The sequence below is a fragment of the Mycobacterium sp. H4Y genome (assembly GCF_000364405.1).
GTDB lineage: Bacteria > Actinomycetota > Actinomycetes > Mycobacteriales > Mycobacteriaceae > Mycobacterium > Mycobacterium intracellulare.
On record NZ_AKIG01000001.1, the window covers coordinates 2,603,561 to 2,620,127 of the forward strand.

Annotated in this window: 17 protein-coding genes and 1 pseudogene; 5 read left to right on the forward strand and 13 right to left on the reverse strand. The window is 68.2% G+C overall.

Annotated features, from left to right (window positions below; all coding sequences use genetic code 11):
* Positions 1-7 precede the first annotated feature (7 nt).
* Both W7U_RS11145 and W7U_RS11150 read right to left on the reverse strand, forming a co-directional pair.
* A complete protein-coding gene (locus tag W7U_RS11145) occupies positions 8-1,492 on the reverse strand; it encodes a HAMP domain-containing sensor histidine kinase (protein WP_020822890.1) in 1,485 nt (494 codons plus the stop codon).
* Positions 1,489-2,220: a response regulator transcription factor gene (locus W7U_RS11150; RefSeq protein WP_008257943.1), complete on the reverse strand. Its 732-nt coding sequence runs from the start codon at positions 2,218-2,220 to the stop codon at positions 1,489-1,491. The genes W7U_RS11145 and W7U_RS11150 overlap by 4 nt, the downstream gene beginning before the upstream one ends.
* 255 nt (positions 2,221-2,475) lie before the next feature.
* Here W7U_RS11150 and W7U_RS11155 point away from each other — a divergent pair, with 255 nt between their 5' ends.
* Together W7U_RS11155 and W7U_RS11160 are read left to right on the forward strand one after the other, a co-directional pair.
* The gene (locus tag W7U_RS11155; RefSeq protein WP_008257945.1) at positions 2,476-2,874 is read left to right on the forward strand and encodes a hypothetical protein; all 399 of its coding nucleotides are present in this window, start codon (positions 2,476-2,478) and stop codon (positions 2,872-2,874) included.
* A gap of 7 nt (positions 2,875-2,881) precedes the next feature.
* Positions 2,882-3,376 carry a nitroreductase family deazaflavin-dependent oxidoreductase gene (locus W7U_RS11160; protein ID WP_036428986.1) on the forward strand — a complete coding sequence of 165 codons (495 nt, stop codon included), beginning with the start codon at positions 2,882-2,884 and terminating at the stop codon, positions 3,374-3,376.
* Here the strand turns inward: W7U_RS11160 and W7U_RS11165 are convergent.
* From W7U_RS11165 to W7U_RS11175, 3 genes are read right to left on the reverse strand one after another with little or no spacing between them, the layout of a single operon-like run.
* Entirely contained in the window at positions 3,373-3,729 is a 357-nt protein-coding gene (locus tag W7U_RS11165; protein WP_008257948.1) for a DoxX family protein, read from the reverse strand. The two genes, W7U_RS11160 and W7U_RS11165, sit on opposite strands and share 4 nt — an antisense overlap.
* A gap of 9 nt (positions 3,730-3,738) precedes the next feature.
* Positions 3,739-4,869 carry an SPFH domain-containing protein gene (locus W7U_RS11170; RefSeq protein WP_008257951.1) on the reverse strand — a complete coding sequence of 377 codons (1,131 nt, stop codon included), beginning with the start codon at positions 4,867-4,869 and terminating at the stop codon, positions 3,739-3,741.
* Positions 4,870-4,904: 35 nt separating this feature from the next.
* Positions 4,905-5,339, reverse strand: a complete 435-nt coding sequence (locus W7U_RS11175) for an NfeD family protein (protein WP_008257952.1) — start codon at positions 5,337-5,339, stop codon at positions 4,905-4,907.
* Positions 5,340-5,395: 56 nt separating this feature from the next.
* Between W7U_RS11175 and W7U_RS11180 the strand changes: the two genes are divergently transcribed.
* Positions 5,396-6,340 (forward strand): hypothetical protein, encoded by a 945-nt coding sequence (locus W7U_RS11180; protein ID WP_008257954.1) that lies wholly within the window; start codon positions 5,396-5,398, stop codon positions 6,338-6,340.
* On the opposite strand, the pseudogene W7U_RS11185 reads toward W7U_RS11180, so the two are convergent.
* The 4 genes and pseudogenes from W7U_RS11185 to W7U_RS11200 form a co-directional block, all read right to left on the reverse strand.
* Positions 6,312-7,359: pseudogene (locus W7U_RS11185) on the reverse strand (ferrochelatase); the annotation flags it as partial. The gene W7U_RS11180 and the pseudogene W7U_RS11185 sit on opposite strands and share 29 nt — an antisense overlap.
* A 6-nt stretch (positions 7,360-7,365) precedes the next feature.
* Positions 7,366-8,175 carry an NADH-dependent enoyl-ACP reductase InhA gene (inhA, locus tag W7U_RS11190; RefSeq protein WP_008257959.1) on the reverse strand — a complete coding sequence of 270 codons (810 nt, stop codon included), beginning with the start codon at positions 8,173-8,175 and terminating at the stop codon, positions 7,366-7,368.
* A gap of 34 nt (positions 8,176-8,209) precedes the next feature.
* The gene (gene fabG1 / locus W7U_RS11195) at positions 8,210-8,977 is read right to left on the reverse strand and encodes a 3-oxoacyl-ACP reductase FabG1 (protein WP_008257961.1); all 768 of its coding nucleotides are present in this window, start codon (positions 8,975-8,977) and stop codon (positions 8,210-8,212) included.
* A 132-nt stretch (positions 8,978-9,109) separates the two neighbouring features.
* On the reverse strand, positions 9,110-10,327 hold the full coding sequence (locus tag W7U_RS11200) for an IS30 family transposase (protein WP_020821705.1): 1,218 nt from the start codon (positions 10,325-10,327) through the stop codon (positions 9,110-9,112).
* Positions 10,328-10,410: 83 nt separating this feature from the next.
* Between W7U_RS11200 and W7U_RS11205 the strand changes: the two genes are divergently transcribed.
* A complete protein-coding gene (locus W7U_RS11205) occupies positions 10,411-11,250 on the forward strand; it encodes a type IV toxin-antitoxin system AbiEi family antitoxin (protein ID WP_008257963.1) in 840 nt (279 codons plus the stop codon).
* A 38-nt stretch (positions 11,251-11,288) separates the two neighbouring features.
* On the forward strand, positions 11,289-12,506 hold the full coding sequence (locus tag W7U_RS11210; RefSeq protein ID WP_020821705.1) for an IS30 family transposase: 1,218 nt from the start codon (positions 11,289-11,291) through the stop codon (positions 12,504-12,506).
* Between the two features lie 81 nt (positions 12,507-12,587).
* On the opposite strand, the gene W7U_RS11215 is transcribed toward W7U_RS11210, so the two are convergent.
* From W7U_RS11215 to ripB, 4 genes are all read right to left on the reverse strand, one after another.
* Positions 12,588-13,595, reverse strand: a complete 1,008-nt coding sequence (locus W7U_RS11215; protein ID WP_008257965.1) for a VWA domain-containing protein — start codon at positions 13,593-13,595, stop codon at positions 12,588-12,590.
* Between the two features lie 7 nt (positions 13,596-13,602).
* Positions 13,603-14,514, reverse strand: a complete 912-nt coding sequence (locus W7U_RS11220) for a DUF58 domain-containing protein (protein ID WP_014380439.1) — start codon at positions 14,512-14,514, stop codon at positions 13,603-13,605.
* 38 nt (positions 14,515-14,552) lie between these two features.
* Positions 14,553-15,686, reverse strand: a complete 1,134-nt coding sequence (locus tag W7U_RS11225; RefSeq protein ID WP_008257970.1) for a MoxR family ATPase — start codon at positions 15,684-15,686, stop codon at positions 14,553-14,555.
* Between the two features lie 122 nt (positions 15,687-15,808).
* Positions 15,809-16,543, reverse strand: coding sequence for an NlpC/P60 family peptidoglycan endopeptidase RipB (ripB, locus tag W7U_RS11230; protein ID WP_008257972.1), 735 nt, complete (start codon positions 16,541-16,543; stop codon positions 15,809-15,811).
* Between the last annotated feature and the right edge of the window lie 24 nt (positions 16,544-16,567).

The window sequence follows — 16,567 nt, forward strand, 5'->3', positions numbered from 1 at the left end:
GACTCAGCTATCCCGATCGCCGGGCGGTGATCGGCAGGCTGAGCCGGAACTGAGCGCCGCCCTCGTGGGGCAGGCACACGAGTTCGCCGCCGTGGGCGCGCGCCAGCGCCCGCGCGATCGCCAGTCCGAGCCCGGCACCGCCGTGGTCTCGGGCGCGCCCGGCGTCCAGGCGCACCAGCCGCTCGAAGACGCGATCCCGCTCGTCGTCCGGGATGCCCGGCCCGGTGTCGGTGATGGTGACCTCCGCGACGTCGTCGTGGGCGCCAAGGTCGACGGTGATGGCGCCGCCGGCCGGCGTGTACCGGCGGGCGTTGTCGAGCAGGTTGGACACGATCTGCGACAGCCGGGTCGCGTCGGCCTGGAGCGTCAGCGACGGTAATCCGTTGCGGCGCACCGTGATCTGCGGTGCCAACATGGCGGCTCGGTCGACTTCGCCATCGAGCACGGCGGCCACGTCGACGTCATCGCGCTCGAGCGCCAGCCCGGCGTCGATGCGGCTCAGGTCCAGCATGTCGGACACCAGGCGTCCGGCCCGGCGCGCGTCGGAGAGCAACAGGTCCGCGCGACGGTACTGCCCGTCGTCGGGGTGCTCGGAGGCGCCGTGTGCGAGTTGCTCGGCGGCGACCTGGATGCCGGCGATCGGGGTGCGCAGCTCGTGGGCAGCGTCGACGAGGAATCGCCGGGTTGCCGTCTCCGCGCGCTGTGCGGTGTCGGCGGCGCGCCGGGCGCGGCGCTCGGACGTTTCCAACGCGTCCAGCATGCCGTCGAAAGCGCTTGCGGCGCGGCCGAGTTCGGTGTCGGTGCGCTCGGGATGCAGGCGCCGGCCGCGGTCGCCCGTGGTGATGGCGGTGGCCAGTGCGGTGAGCCGATCCAGCGGCCGTAGCGCCGCCCGGCTCACCGCGATCAGCAGCAGCGCCGCGATCAGCAAGGTGACCAGGGCCGCCGCGATCAGCAGCCCACGCAGTTGGTGAGTGACCTGCGTGGTCTGCGTGGTGTCAGCGACCAGGATCACCCGGGAGCCGTCGGGCAGCGGGTGCACCACGGCCGTCGCGGTGGCGTCCGGCGGGGGGCCGGGCGGGGGCGGGAGTGGGTAGGGCGGTGGCGGGTAGGGCGGCGCATACGGCGGCGGCGGTGGCGGAAAGGGCGGCGGAGGCGGATAAAACGGCGGTGGCTCGACCGGCCCGGCGGTCAGGTCGGGGCTGATGCCGCGGTCTCCGTAGGCGGTGCCGTCGGGGCTGACGACGAGCGCGCGTATCCCGCCGCCGTTCAGTTCGGCCGCGATCAGATCCGGTGAGGTATGCGCGGTGCTCAACGCGTCGGCGCGCGACGTCGCGGCGAGCAGCCGGTCGTGCAGATTGCGTCGGGTGAGCACACCCATCGTGATGTCGATCGTCACCCCGAGCACCATCAGCAGGACGGCCAGCAGCGCCAACACCACCAGGGTCACCCGCCGTTGCAGCGACGGAGTCGGCGTCGTCGATGGGCCCGTCATGGCCGCTCGGGTTGCAGCCGATAGCCGATGCCGCGCACGGTGTGCAGGATCCGGGGCCCGTGCGCCTCGAGCTTGCGCCGCAGTCCGCTGACGTGCACCTGCACGAGGTTGGGGTCATAGGCGTCATAGCCCCACACGCCGTTCAGGATCTGTCCGGCGCTGACGATCCTGCCCCGCTGCTCCACGAGGAAGGCCAGCACGCGCAGCTCGGTGGCGGTCAGATCCAGCCGGTTCCCGCCGCGCGCGGCGACCCCGGCGCCGAGGTCCAGCGTCACGTCGCCGACCTGAACCACCTGCGGCAGCCGCCCGCGTCGGCGCAACACCGCGCCGACCCGCGACACCAACTCGGCCAACTCGAACGGCTTGATGACGTAGTCGTCGGCCCCGCCGTCGAGGCCGCGCAACCGGTCCGGCAGCCCGTCGCGAGCGGTGATCATGACGATCCCGATGTCACCCCATTCGCGGATCACGTCGATCAGCGCGAAGCCGTCGCGGCCCGGCAGCATCACGTCGAGCACCACGAGATCGGGCCGCATGCCGTCGAGCACCTTTTCTAGCCCGTCGCCGTCGCAGCGGGCGTCGGTGTGATAGCCGACATCGGCGAGCGCCTCGCTGACCATCTCCCGGATGGTCTCTGAGTCTTCGACGACCAGCACCCGCGGTGTGCCCACGCTGAAGTGACCGCCGCGACCCGCGGCCGTGCGGACGCAATCCGTCATGACCACCATTGTCGGCGCCGGTGCTGAAACGAACCTGAAGACGCCGGTCTCTCCCGCCACGGCAGCCTCGTTGGTCACAAGAGGTCGGCGATGTGTTCGGTGCCCACCTCCGAGCGACAATCTCGCTGCCGGCGCGGCGTCGCGGCCGTTGTCGCTCGGAGGTGGGCACAACACTGCTTCCTTCCGCTCGTGACGGCAGTGGCGGATGGGACTCGGCGCAGTTTCTTCAGATCCACTTCAGATCCGGCTCCTACCGTCCGTGACATGACCACGAACGACGACATCGACACCAATCCGCCGAGCAATCCGCCGCCCGCCCACCGTCCGCCCGAGCGACGCCGTCACCCCACCGGTGTGGTGATCGCCGCCGGGGTGGCGGGAGCGCTGGTGGGCGCGGTCGGCACCGTCGCGGCCATCGCCTTCGCCTGGATCGTCAGCGTCGGTCCGCCCGGCCCGCCGCCACCACCCGGGCCCCCGCCGATGCTGTTCCATGCGCCCCCGCCGCCGATGGCCGGTCCGGGAGGGTTCGGATTTGCGCCGCCGCCCGGCCCGCCCGGCCCGCCGGGCCCGCTGGAACCGCCGCACGGCGCCTGGCCGGGACCGCCGCACGAGGGTCTCCCGACGCCGCCCCCGCCGCCACCGTCCCCCGCGCCGCGCCCCTGAGTGCAGGATGGGGAGCGTGTCACGAGATCAATCGTCTCCGCTCCCCGCCAAACTCGCCGCACGGCTGCTGCGGTCGCACCACCTGATGCGCGCACCGATCTGGATCTACAAGGCCCGTGCGGGCGCGCTGTTCGGTTCGCGCATCCTGTTGCTCGAACACATCGGCCGCAAATCCGGAGCGCCGCGCCACGCGGTGCTGGAGGTCATCGACCACCCGTCCCCCGACACCTACGTCGTGGCCTCCGGATTTGGCCGAAAAGCCCAGTGGTTCCGCAACATTGCGGCCAACCCTCGAGTACGGGTCTACGCCGGCAGCCACGCGCCCAGGCCCGCCGCCGCGCGCGTCCTCGACCAACACGAGGCCGACCGCACGCTGGCCGACTATCGAAGCCGCCACCCCAAAACGTGGGAGCGGATGCGCCCGGTGCTCGAGGACACGCTCGGCGCGCCGATCACCGACACGAATACCCCGCTGCCGCTGGTCGAGTTGAAGCTGGACTAACCCCGGTCCGGGCCCTTGACCGTCATCGCGGCGAACAGGGCCAAAAACAGCGCGGCCGGAAGACCGTTGACGACCTTGTCGCGCACCCGGACGTGCGCGCCGACCGCCACCACGAAATACAGCGTCAGCATCGCCGTCGTCACCCTCGCCAGGACGGGGAAACGGGTGACCGACAGCAGGCCGACCGCGGCGGCCGCCTTGACCACCGGCAACACGGGCCGCACGTTCTCCGGCAGGCCCACGTCATCCAGCACCTTCTTGATTGGGGCCACCTGGACGCCGCACAGTACCGCGTCGACGGCGTGGAAGGCGCCAAGCGCCGCATAGGTCTTGGGGGAGGTCAACGCACTCATCCCGCAATCCTATTGAGTCAGCTCGCCCGGGCCTTCGGCCGGCTGACGGGCGATCGCCTCCGCCTTGGCCACCGCCTGGGCGATCGCGGGGTCGGTTTCGGTGGAGAACCAGTCCGCGACGTCGGCGTCGTCGTCGGCGCTGTGCTTGGGCGCGTCCTCGACCGGCGAGGGCTGGAAGCGGAACACCCCGTCCTGGCCCGGGGTGCCCAGGAGTTTGGTGAATCCCTGCAGCGCCGCGCTGAAGTCGCTGGGCACCACCCATACCTTGTTGGCGTCGCCGCGGGCCATCTCCGGCAGCGTCTGCAGGTACTGGTAGGCGAGCATCTCCGGGGTGGGCCGGCCCGCCTTGATCGCGGCGAAGGTCTTCTCGATAGCCTTGGCCTGCCCCTGCGCCTGCAGGTAGGCGGCGGCGCGCTCACCCTGGGCGCGCAGCATCCGGGACTGCCGCTCGGCCTCGGCGCCCAGGATCGCCGCCTGCTTGGCGCCCTCGGCGGCCAGGATCTGCGCCTGCTTCTGGCCCTCGGCCTCCTTGATGGCCGCCTCGCGCATACCTTCGGCGGTGAGGATCATCGCCCGCTTCTCGCGGTCGGCCTTCATCTGCTTTTCCATCGACGCCTGGATCGACGGCGGCGGGTCGATGCTGCGCAACTCGACCCGTGCGACCCGCAGGCCCCAGCGGTTGGTGGCCTCGTCGAGCACGCCGCGCAGCTGCCCGTTGATCTGGTCGCGCGATGTCAGCGTCTGCTCCAGCGTCATCCCGCCGACCACGTTGCGCAGCGTGGTGGTGGTGAGCTGCTCGACGCCGACGATGTAGTTGCTGATCTCGTAGACGGCCGCCTGGGGAACGGTGACCTGGAAGTAGACGACGGTGTCGATGTTGAGGGTCAGGTTGTCCTCGGTGATCACCGGCTGCGGCGGGAACGACACCACCCGCTCACGCAGGTCCACCCGGGCCCGGATGCGGTCGATGAACGGCACCAGCAGTGTGAGTTGCCCGCTGACGGTGCGGCTGTAGCGGCCCAGCCGTTCGATCACCGCGGCCTCGGCCTGCGGTATCAGCGCCACCGACTTGGCCACCACGACGATGGCGAAAATCACCAGCACCGCCAGCAGCACCAGACCAGCAACCGCACCTTGCATCGGAGTTCCTTTCTTTCGCAGCCGTTCTCGCGGCCCTACAGGCCGGCCTTGAAGACCACCGCGGTGGCGCCATCGATCTGCATCACGGTCACGGGCTCGCCGGGTTCGTAGACGTCGTTCTCGTCGAGCGGACGCGCGGTCCACACCTGGCCGTCGAGCTTCACCTGACCGTTGTCGCGGGCCACGCGCTCGAGCACCAGCGCGGTTTTGCCCTCCAGCGCTTCGATTCCCAAGCGCGGCACGTTCGGCGTCAGCCGGCGCCGCAGCGGCGGACGTACCACCACCAGCAGCAGCACCGAGACGACCAGGAACACCGCGCCGTCCACCCACACCGGTGAATCCAGCAACCAACTCGTGAGGGCCGCGGCCAGCGCGCCCCCGCCGAGCATCACCAAAAACATATGGCCGGTGAGCGCCTCCGCACCGGCCAGCACCAGCGCGAATATTAGCCATAGCAGCGCGGCGTGCATGCGGCAAGGATACGCGTGATCCGCCTGTGCGGGGCAAAACAACTACACTGCGTCTGGTGTGGTGTCCCAGTGTTTCGCTGTCCCTGTGGGCCAATGCCTGGCTCGCGGGTAAGGCCGCGCCCGATGACGTCCTGGACGCGTTATCCGTTTGGGCGCCAAAGCAATCGGTGACCGCGTATGATGCCGTGGCGGCGGGTCATACCGGGCTGCCGTGGCCCGATGTCAACGACGCCGGGACGGTCACGCTGCTGCAGACTCTGCGCGCCGCGGTGGGCCGCCCCACGTCGACGCGGGGGGCGCCGCCCCTGATGCGCGGGACCATCAACGTGGTTTTGCCGGTACCCGGCGATGTGCGCGGCCTGGCCCCGGGAACGCAGTTCGAGCGGGACGCGCTGTCCGCCGGCGAGGCGATCATCATCGCCAACCCCCACAGCCCCGCTACCGCCGTCGGCCTGGTCCCCGAATTCTCCTATCAGGACGACGACGACACGCCCGACGACTACGAGACCGGCCTGGCCGAACTGTGCACGCTGACGTGGACCGTGTACTCGCTGCCCGGCGCCCCGATACTCGACCACTACGAGCTGGGCGACGCCGAATACACGCTGCGGTCCGCCGTGCGCTCGGCCGCCGACGCGCTGGGCACCATCGGGCTGGGATCGGCCGCGGCCGACGTCGACGATCCGCGGGGACTGGTTGAACAATTGCTGGAATCCGCACGGCAACACCGCATTCCGGATCACGCTCCGTCGCGCGCGCTGCGGGTGCTGGAGAACGCCGCGCACGTCGACGCCATCATCGCCGTCAGCGCGGGGCTGAGCCGGTCCGACTCACCGGACCGTTTCGCCGCGCCCATCGCCGCCGGCCTCGAACCGCTCGGCACGCAGTCGTCGTCGGAGGCCCGCATCGCCAGCGACGCGCTGCGACCGCTGACCGCCGTGGTGCGTTCGGCGCGGATGGCCGCCGTGACCGCGATCCTGCATTCGGCCTGGGCGGACTAGTCCTGATAGCGGGCCGCACAGTGCGGGGGCTCGCATGGCGCGCCGTCGACGCTGGCGAGGCAGCCGGGCACCGGGTCGGGACCGGTCACGCGTTCGGGCGCGCGGCCGTGGCGCAATTCGTCGATCAGGTCGACGGCCAGTTGCGCAAAACGCGGGTGGGCGTTGGGCGTTGACGCCCTCACCATCGTGATCCCCGCGGTCTCGGCCTGTCCCGCCAACTCGTGGTCGAGGTCCCATACCACCTCGATGTGGTCGGCCACAAAACCGATCGGGCAGACGACGACGGCCGTCGTGCCCGCCTCCGCCAGGGCCGCCAGGTGGTCGGCGACGTCGGGCTCAAGCCACGGAACCTGGGGCGGCCCCGACCGCGACTGCCATACCAGGTCGTAGTCGGCGTATCCGGCGGCGGCCGCCACAAGGCTTGCGGCGTAGGCGACTTGCCGGCTGTACAGCCGCGGGCCTAGCCGCTCGTCGGCGGCCACCGGGATCGAATGCGCGGTGAACACCAGGCGCGCGTCGGGAACCGTCTCGGCCGCGTCGGTGATCGCCCGGGCGAACAGCTCAATGAAGAGGGGATGGTCGAAATACGGCCGCAGCTTGACCAATTCGGGTGCGTCCGGCCCGGCGGCGCGTCGCGCCCGAGCGATGTCCTCGACGTATTGTGTGCAGCTGGAATAGCCGCTCCACGCCGAGGTGGTGAACACCGCCGCTCGGCGAATCCCGTTGTCGCGCATGGTTGCGACGGTGTCTTCGACGTAGGGCTCCCAGTTGCGGTTGCCGAAATAGACCGGGATGTCCAGGCCGCGGTCGGTCAGTTCGGCGCGCAACTGCTCGATCAGCGCCAGGTTGATCCGGTTGATCGGTGACACCCCGCCGAAATGCAGGTAGTGCTCGGCGACGTGGTCGAGGCGTTCCGGCGGCACGTTGCGACCCCGGGTGACGTTCTCCAAGAACGGCCGCACCTGCTCGGGGCCTTCCGGCCCACCGAAGGACAGCAGCAGGACGGCGTCGAATTCCATTAGGCCCTAAAGCAATTGCGTGCTGGCGCCACCGTCGGCGTAGATGATGGTCCCCGTCGTCGCCGGCAGCCAGTCCGACAGCAGCGCGCACACCGTCTTGGCGACCGGTGTCGGGTCCTTCATGTTCCAGCCGATCGGGGCGCGCTGGTCCCAACCCTCCTCCAGCAGCTGCATCTGGGCGCCGGCCTCTTCGCCCAGCGCACCGCCGACGATCGCGCTCATCGCCAGGGTCCGGATCGGGCCCGCGGCAACGAGATTGGAGCGGACGCCGAACTTACCCGCCTCGCGCGCCACGAACCGGTTGACCGATTCCAGCGCGCTCTTGGCGACCGTCATCCAGTTGTACGCCGGCATCGCGCGGCTCGGGTCGAAGTCCATGCCGACGATGGAACCGCCGGGGTTCATGATCGGCAGCGTCGCCTTGGCCAGCGAGGCGTACGAATACGCCGAGATGTGAATGCCTTTGGAGACGTCCTCGTACGGCGCGTCGAAGAACGGGTTGATGCCCATGCCCGTCTGCGGCATGAACCCGATCGAGTGCACCACGCCGTCGAGCTTGTTGCCGTCGCCGATCTCGGCCGTCACCCGCTCGGCCAGCGAGCTCAGGTGCTCCTCGTTCTGCACGTCGAGCTCGATCAGCGGCGCCTTCTCCGGCAGCCGGTCGGCGATGCGCTGAATCAGGCGCAACCGGTCAAAACCGGTCAGCACCAACTGCGCCCCGGCTTCCTGGGCCGCCTTGGCGATGTGAAACGCGATCGACGAGTCGGTGATGATCCCCGAGATCAGGATCCGTTTGCCGTCGAGCAGTCCAGCCATGTCCGTCCTTAAAGTCGTTGTGTCGTCGTTGAAATCAGTGACCCATACCCATGCCGCCGTCGACCGGGATGACCGCGCCGGCGATGTAGCTGGCGTCTTCGGATGCCAGGAAGCTGACCACCCCGGCGACCTCGGCGGCGGTGCCGACCCGCTTGGCCGGGATGAAGTCCAGCGCGCCCGCCTGGATCCGCTCGTCGAGGGCGCGGGTCATCTCGGTGTCGATGTAGCCCGGTGCCACCACATTCGCGGTCACGTTGGCCTTGGACAGCTCCCGAGAGATCGAGCGGGCCATGCCGATCAGGCCGGCCTTGGCGGCCGCGTAGTTGGACTGGTTGCCGATGCCCCAGCTGCCGGACACCGAGCCGATGTAGATGATGCGACCGAACCGCTTTTTCTGCATGCTGCGCGCGGCGCGCTGGGTCACCCGGAACGCGCCGGTGAGGTTGGCGTTGATGACCTCCTCGAACCGCTCCTCGGTCATCCGGATGAGGAATGCGTCCTTGGATATGCCGGCGTTGGACACCAGCACCTCAACCGGGCCCTGGTGCTCCTCGACCTCCTTGAAGGCGCGGTCGATGGCCTCGTTGTCGGTGACGTCGCACACGACGCCGAACAACCCCTCGGGCACCCCGGATCCCCGGTGCGTGACCGCCACCTTGTGGCCGTCGGCGGCCAGCCGCTGCGCGATCGCCAGACCGATCCCCCGGTTTCCTCCGGTAACCAGGACCGAGCGGGCTACGAATGCGGGTCTGCCGTAGTCGGCAGCACTTTCGGTGGTGTTCTCGGTGGCCGTGTCAGTCACCCCGTCAACCTATCGCCTCGGCTCACGCGGGCCGAAACCTCCCCCTTTCACCCCGCGGCCCCCTTTTTCCCACCGGCCGTAACGCCAGGGCGAAAAAACGAGCCTCAAAGTCAAGTGGCTAATGCATTTTTGTTAGGCGGCTTGGTCGAGGAGGGCGGCCAGGCGTTGGGCGGGGGTGTCGAGGTCAAGGGTTGGGCGCGGTCGTCGGTTGAGGGTGTCTTGGATGCGTTTGAGGTCTGCTGGGGTGTAACCGCTGAGGTCGCTGCCCTTTTCGAACCAGAAGCGCAGGAGGCGGTTGGTGTTTTCGTTGGTGCCGCGTTGCCAGGGCGAGTGCGGATTGCAGAAATAGACCGGGGTGTTGAGTTGCAGGTGAATGTCGCGCCAGCGGGCCATTTCGCTGCCACGGTCCCAGGTGATTGATCGACGAAGGTGTTCGGGTAACTGGCGCATCGCTTCGATCATCGCGCCGGCCACCGTCTCGGCGGTGTGATCGCCGGGCAAATGCAGCAGCATCGTAAAGCGGGTGGACCGCTCGACCAGGGTGCCGATGGCGCTGTTGGGGCCGACGATCAGATCACCTTCCCAGTGGCCGGGCACCGCGCGGTCGGCGGCCTCGGCGGGCCGGTCGCTGATGGTGAACACATCGTGGAATTTCCCCCGCCGTTCGGTGTGGTCCCGGGATTTGCGGGCCGCGCGTTTCGTCGACAAACGCTTACTCAGGTCGGCGCGCAGTTGACCACGAGTTTGGACGTAGAGGCACTGGTAGATGGTTTCGTGGCTCACCCGTGCCAGCCTGTCATCGGGGTGATCGCGCGCCAAGACATCGGCGATCAGTTTGGGACTCCATCCCTGATCCATCCAGTCCTCTATGGCCTCGCATAGCGCGCGGTCTTGGAGTTTGAATGCTTTGGGACGCTTGGCTTTCTTGGCGGCGCGGGCATGGGCAAGACCAGCGTGGTAATCCCCGTCGGGATTGCGATTGCGTTTGAGCTCACGGGAGATGACGCTGGCGTCGCGGTCGAGCTCGTCGGCGATCTCGACCTGGGTGAGGCCCTTGTCCAGACCCCGCATAATCACCAGGCGTTCATCGAAACTGAGCCGGTGTCCCCGCGCGCCCGGCCGGGTCAGATCACCTGGTTCGGCAAGGCCGGTATCAGAGCCCGTACCACTTCGTAATTGCATTGATCCAGCGTCATGCCACCAGCTCCATCCGGTCTGGATCGACACACCGACCTGACGGCCGGCTTCACGCAATGATTCCCCTGCACACACCCGATCAAAGAACTCTCGCCGCATCGAACGCGGATAAGCAACTGACACCTGCAACCTCCTCAAACGTGGAAATTGCATTGACCGTATGAATCTGCCAGCGAAATCCCGCCGTGGCGTTACGAGCGCGATCCGGTGTCGGTGTGACTCAGCACACTCTCGTCATGACCGACCCGTTCCTGGGCAGCGAAGCCCTGGCCGCGCGACTGATGTCGCGGCATGAGCTGCGGAGTCGTTACGTCGCCCTGCATCGCGATGTGTACCTGCCGAGGGATGCCGAACTAACGGCGATGCTGCGGGCCAAGGCGTGCTGGCTCCGATCGCGCCGAAGGGGCGTCCTGGCGGGCTTCTCGGCCTCCGCCATGCATGGCGCTCGGTGGATCGACCCGTCCCGACCCGCCGAGATCATCGATACCAATCGACGTCCGGCCCCGGGCGTACACGTCTGGGAGGAACGCATCGAACCGGACGAGATCACCGTCGTCGAGCAGATGCGCATCACCACGCCGGCCCGCACCGCGCTCGACTTGGCACGTCGTCATCCCAGAGCCATCGCTGTCGCCGCGATCGATGCGCTGGTGCAAGCGACGGAGCTGAAGATGGCCGACGTCGAGGTGCTCACGGACCGCTACCGCAGCCGCCACGGCATAAGGGCCGCCAGGGTGGTTCTCGAACTGGTCGATGGCGGGGCTCAGTCCCCGAAGGAAACGTGGCTGCGTCTGTTGTTGATCGATGCCGGCTTCCCGCGGCCGCAGACACAGATCGCCATACGCAACGAATGGGGTTGGGCCGAAGCGTACTTGGACATGGGGTGGGAGGACATCAAGGTCGCGGTCGAGTATGACGGCGACCACCATCGGTCCCTGCGCACCCAATACGCCAAGGACATCGGCCGGCTCGAGATGCTCGAGCGTTACGGCTGGATCGTCGTCCGCGTCATCGCCGAGCACCATCCCTCCGACATCATTCGCCGGGTGCGCGACGCCCGAGGCCGCCGCTTGTAACGCCAGGGCGAAAAATCGCGGGCAGATTCATACGGTCAATGCAATTTCCACGTTTGAGGAGGTTGCAGGTGTCAGTTGCTTATCCGCGTTCGATGCGGCGAGAGTTCTTTGATCGGGTGTGTGCAGGGGAATCATTGCGTGAAGCCGGCCGTCAGGTCGGTGTGTCGATCCAGACCGGATGGAGCTGGTGGCATGACGCTGGATCAATGCAATTACGAAGTGGTACGGGCTCTGATACCGGCCTTGCCGAACCAGGTGATCTGACCCGGCCGGGCGCGCGGGGACACCGGCTCAGTTTCGATGAACGCCTGGTGATTATGCGGGGTCTGGACAAGGGCCTCACCCAGGTCGAGATCGCCGACGAGCTCGACCGCGACGCCAGCGTCATCTCCCGTGAGCTCAAACGCAATCGCAATCCCGACGGGGATTACCACGCTGGTCTTGCCCATGCCCGCGCCGCCAAGAAAGCCAAGCGTCCCAAAGCATTCAAACTCCAAGACCGCGCGCTATGCGAGGCCATAGAGGACTGGATGGATCAGGGATGGAGTCCCAAACTGATCGCCGATGTCTTGGCGCGCGATCACCCCGATGACAGGCTGGCACGGGTGAGCCACGAAACCATCTACCAGTGCCTCTACGTCCAAACTCGTGGTCAACTGCGCGCCGACCTGAGTAAGCGTTTGTCGACGAAACGCGCGGCCCGCAAATCCCGGGACCACACCGAACGGCGGGGGAAATTCCACGATGTGTTCACCATCAGCGACCGGCCCGCCGAGGCCGCCGACCGCGCGGTGCCCGGCCACTGGGAAGGTGATCTGATCGTCGGCCCCAACAGCGCCATCGGCACCCTGGTCGAGCGGTCCACCCGCTTTACGATGCTGCTGCATTTGCCCGGCGATCACACCGCCGAGACGGTGGCCGGCGCGATGATCGAAGCGATGCGCCAGTTACCCGAACACCTTCGTCGATCAATCACCTGGGACCGTGGCAGCGAAATGGCCCGCTGGCGCGACATTCACCTGCAACTCAACACCCCGGTCTATTTCTGCAATCCGCACTCGCCCTGGCAACGCGGCACCAACGAAAACACCAACCGCCTCCTGCGCTTCTGGTTCGAAAAGGGCAGCGACCTCAGCGGTTACACCCCAGCAGACCTCAAACGCATCCAAGACACCCTCAACCGACGACCGCGCCCAACCCTTGACCTCGACACCCCCGCCCAACGCCTGGCCGCCCTCCTCGACCAAGCCGCCTAACAAAAATGCATTAGCCACTTGACTTTGAGGCGCGGAATCCCGCCGTGGCGTTACAAGCGGGCTCAGGGGGACGGCGAAGACTCAAGTCGGCAGGCGGCGGTTGATCAGCAGCGCCGCCAGCGCCGCTAACGCCAACACCAGCGCGCCCAGCCGCACCCAGCCCACGCTCGCGTCGCCCTTGATCGTCTCGTAGCCGATCTGCTGTTGCAGGGTCGCGTAGACGGCCTTCAGCTCCTGCAAAGACGCTGCGTTGTAAGCGTTTCCGCCCGAGAGCTGGGCCACCTTCTTGAGGGTCTCGTCGTCGACCGGCACCGGCTGGCGCTGGTCGTTGATCTCGACGAAACCATAGGGGGTGCCGAACGAGATCGTCGAGATCGGCACGCCCTGGTCCTTGGCGGTGCGCGCGGCGGTGAAGGCGCCCTTCGGGTTGTCGGGGTTGGTCGGCATCGTCTCCTTGCCGTCGGAGAACAACACGATGCGCGCCGGCGGCGGCTTGTCGCCGCCGCCGATCACCGCGCCGACCGTCGCGATGGCCTGCAGGGCGGTGAAGATGCCCTCCCCGGTGGCGGTGCGGTCGGCAAACTGCAGCTTGTCCAGCGCGGCCTTGGTCGAGTCCCGATTGGTCGTCGGCGACACCAACACCGTCGCGGTCCCCGCATACGCGATCAGTCCCAGGTTGATGCCCGGGGTGAGCTCGTCGGCGAACTGCTTGGCCGCCTCCTGGGCCGCCGCCATCCGGTTGGGTTGCACGTCGGTGGCGCGCATCGACTGCGACACGTCGATCACCAGCATCACCACCGCGCGGTTGCGGGGAATGCGGACGTCGTTCGTCGGGCCCGCCATCGCGATCGTGAACAGCACCAGCGACGCGACCAGCAGGATGGCCGGCACATGCCGCCACGTCGAAGGCCGTTTGGGCGCAACGCTTTCCAGCAGCTCCATGTTGGCGAACCGCAGCATGCGCCGCTGCCGCGCCAACTGCATCAGGATGTAGAGCGCGGCCAGGCCGAAGACGACCAACAGGAACAGGAAGAACCACGAATGTTCGAAGCCCGACAACGACATCGGGCCCAGGAGCGGCAGGCTCATATGCGAGTCACTGGCGCCCCGCCAATGCCCCGCGCCGGCGGGATTCCACGAACCGCACGATGTCGGCGATCCAGTCGCGGTCGGTACGCAGCGTCAGGACCGGGGCCCCGCAACTGCGGATGGTGCGCGCCACGTCGGCGCGGTGCGCCGCGGCGGCCTTGGCGAAGTCGTCGCGCAGCTGCGCGTCGATGGTGAACTCGCGGGTGACCCCGGACTCGGCGTCCTGCAGTACCACGTCGCCGATGTCGGGCAGTTCGACGTCGCGGGGGTCGAGCACCTCGATGGCCAGCACCTCGTGCCGGGCGGCGACCGCGCGCAGCGGGCGCATCCAGTTGATCGGCCCGAGGAAGTCGCTGATGATCACCGCCATACCGCGCCGGCGTTCCGGGCGGCGCAGCGCGTCGATCGCCGTCGCCAGGTCGCCGCGTACCCCGACCGGCGCGCGCGGCGTGGTGGCGATGGTGCGCAACAGCGTCTGCTCATGCTGGCGGCCGGAGCGGGCGGGCACCCGGGTGATGTTCGCGCCGGTGGACACGATCGCGCCGAGCCGGTTGCCGCCGCCGCTGTTGAGGAAGGTGATCGCGGCCGCGGCCGCCACCGCCAGGTCGCGCTTCTCGCACACCGTGGTGCCGAAGTCCAGGCTGGCCGACATGTCCACCACCAACCAGGTTTCCAGCTCGCGGTCGGCGATCATCTGCCGAACGTGGGGGTGGGTGGTGCGCGCGGTGACGGCCCAGTCCATGCGGCGGACGTCGTCACCGGGCTGATACTCGCGCGACTCCCCCGGCTCGGAGCCCGGGCCCGGGATCAGCCCGAGGTGATCACCGTGCAGCACACCGTCGAGCTTGCGTTTGACGGTGAGCTCGAGGGTGCGCAGCGCCGCCGACAGCTTCGGGTCATCGATCTGCCCGCGCTGCATCGACGGGGGATGGACAGCCGACCGCCCCTTGGGCCCGGTCACCGACCGCTGGCCGCGCCGGCGGGTTGCATCACCGGGGCCACCGAATGCCCTTGCTGCGGAACGGCATTCACCTGAGGCAGGGCGACCGTCTGCAGCACCCGGTTGATGACGATCTCCGGCGAGATCTCGTCGGCCAGCGCGTCGTAGGTGAGCACGAGCCGGTGCCGCAGGACGTCGGGAATGACGTCCACGACATCTTGCGGAATCACGTAGTCGCGGCCGCGGACCAGCGCCAGCGACCGGGAGGCGGCGATGATGCCCAGCGAGGCGCGCGGCGACGCACCGAACGAGATCCACGTCTTGACGTCGTTCATGCCGAGCTGTTCCGGATGACGGGTGGCGGTCACGACGCGCACCACATAGTCCACCAGCGCGTGGTGCACGAAGACGTTGGCGGCGATGTCCTGCAGTCGCAACAGGTCGCCGGTGTTGAGGATCTGCTTGGGCTCCGGCGGGCGCACGCCCATCCGGTAGATGATCTCGCGCTCCTCTTCCGGCGACGGATAGCCGACGTTGATCTTGAACAGGAAGCGGTCGCGCTGCGCCTCGGGCAGCGGATACACACCCTCGTGCTCGATCGGGTTCTGGGTGGCCATCACCAGGAACGGGTTGGGCAGCGGGAAGGTCTTGCCGCCGATCGAGACGTGGCGTTCCTGCATGACCTCCAGCAGCGCCGACTGCACCTTGGCGGGCGCGCGGTTGATCTCGTCGGCGAGCAGGAAGTTGACCACCACCGGGCCGAGCTCGGTGTCGAACTCCTCCTTGCCCTGCCGGTAGATGCGGGTACCGATGATGTCGGTGGGCACCAGGTCGGGGGTGAACTGGATGCGCGCGAACGTCCCGCCGACCACCCGCGCGAACGTCTCGACGGCCAGCGTCTTGGCGACGCCCGGCACACCCTCGAGCAGCACGTGGCCCCTGGACAGCAGGCCGACCAGCATCCGCTCCACCAGCTGGTCCTGGCCGACGATGATGCGTTTGACTTCGAAGATGGCGCGCTCGAGGGTCTGGACCTCGGCGGCCAGTCCGTTGCCCCCACCCGTCGGCGCTTCGTGAGCCGGCGAACCTGCTTGCCCGCCCGGGCCCGAGTAACCACTGGCGCCTGGCGGCGGCCCACCTGCTGCTGTCATCAAGAACCCTCCACGCTCAATCGGACACGACTGCCGGGCAGCGACGTGCCCTCGTCCAACTATTCCAGGCCTGCCGGTCCCCGTCGACGCTCGCCCGGCCGATGGGTCGCCGGCCCCCGCGATCAGTACTCGATGATCCTGGTCAGGAACGGCGTCATCCCCGGCTTACGAACCGGACTGACCGTAACCTTCCCGGCGCTGCCGGAGGCCTCCAGCATCTGGCCGTTGCCCAGGTACATGGTGACGTGCTGGCCGCCGTTCGGGCCGTAGAAGATCAGGTCGCCGCGCCTGGCCTGATCCGGCGGGATGTGGCGCCCGGCGTTGTACTGGTCACCCGAGAACCGCGGGATCAGCACGCCGACCCCGGCGAAGCCGTAGCGCATCAACCCCGAGCAGTCGAAGCCGGTGATGTTGGCCCCGTCGCCGACGCCCTTGCTGGGGCCGTCCAGCGAGCCGCCGCCCCAGGAGTAGGGCACGCCCATCTGCGACCCCATGCGCTTGATCACGTACTCGATGGCCTGCCGCCCGTAGACCCGCGGGATCTTGCCGCCGGGGTTGGAGGGGGTGGCCGCGCTGGGAGCGGGATCGCCGCCGATGTTGATGCCGAGCCCGCCCAAAAACTGCTTGCCCAAATTGAACGTGGTCTGGGTGGCCTGGGCGGTGGCCTGCAGCGAGGCATTGGCGACGGCGAGCGGATCGCCCGGGGCGCCGGCGCTGATCTGGGCCGGCAGGGTGGGATCCCACGCGCCCGGATCGGCCGCGGCCACCGGAGCCGGACCGGCCACAGAAAGCATCAGCCCGGTCACCACGGTGGTGATCCAGGCGAAGTTGATGAGACGGAATCGCTTGCGGCGCATGACTTCCCGTTCAGTTCTCACTGG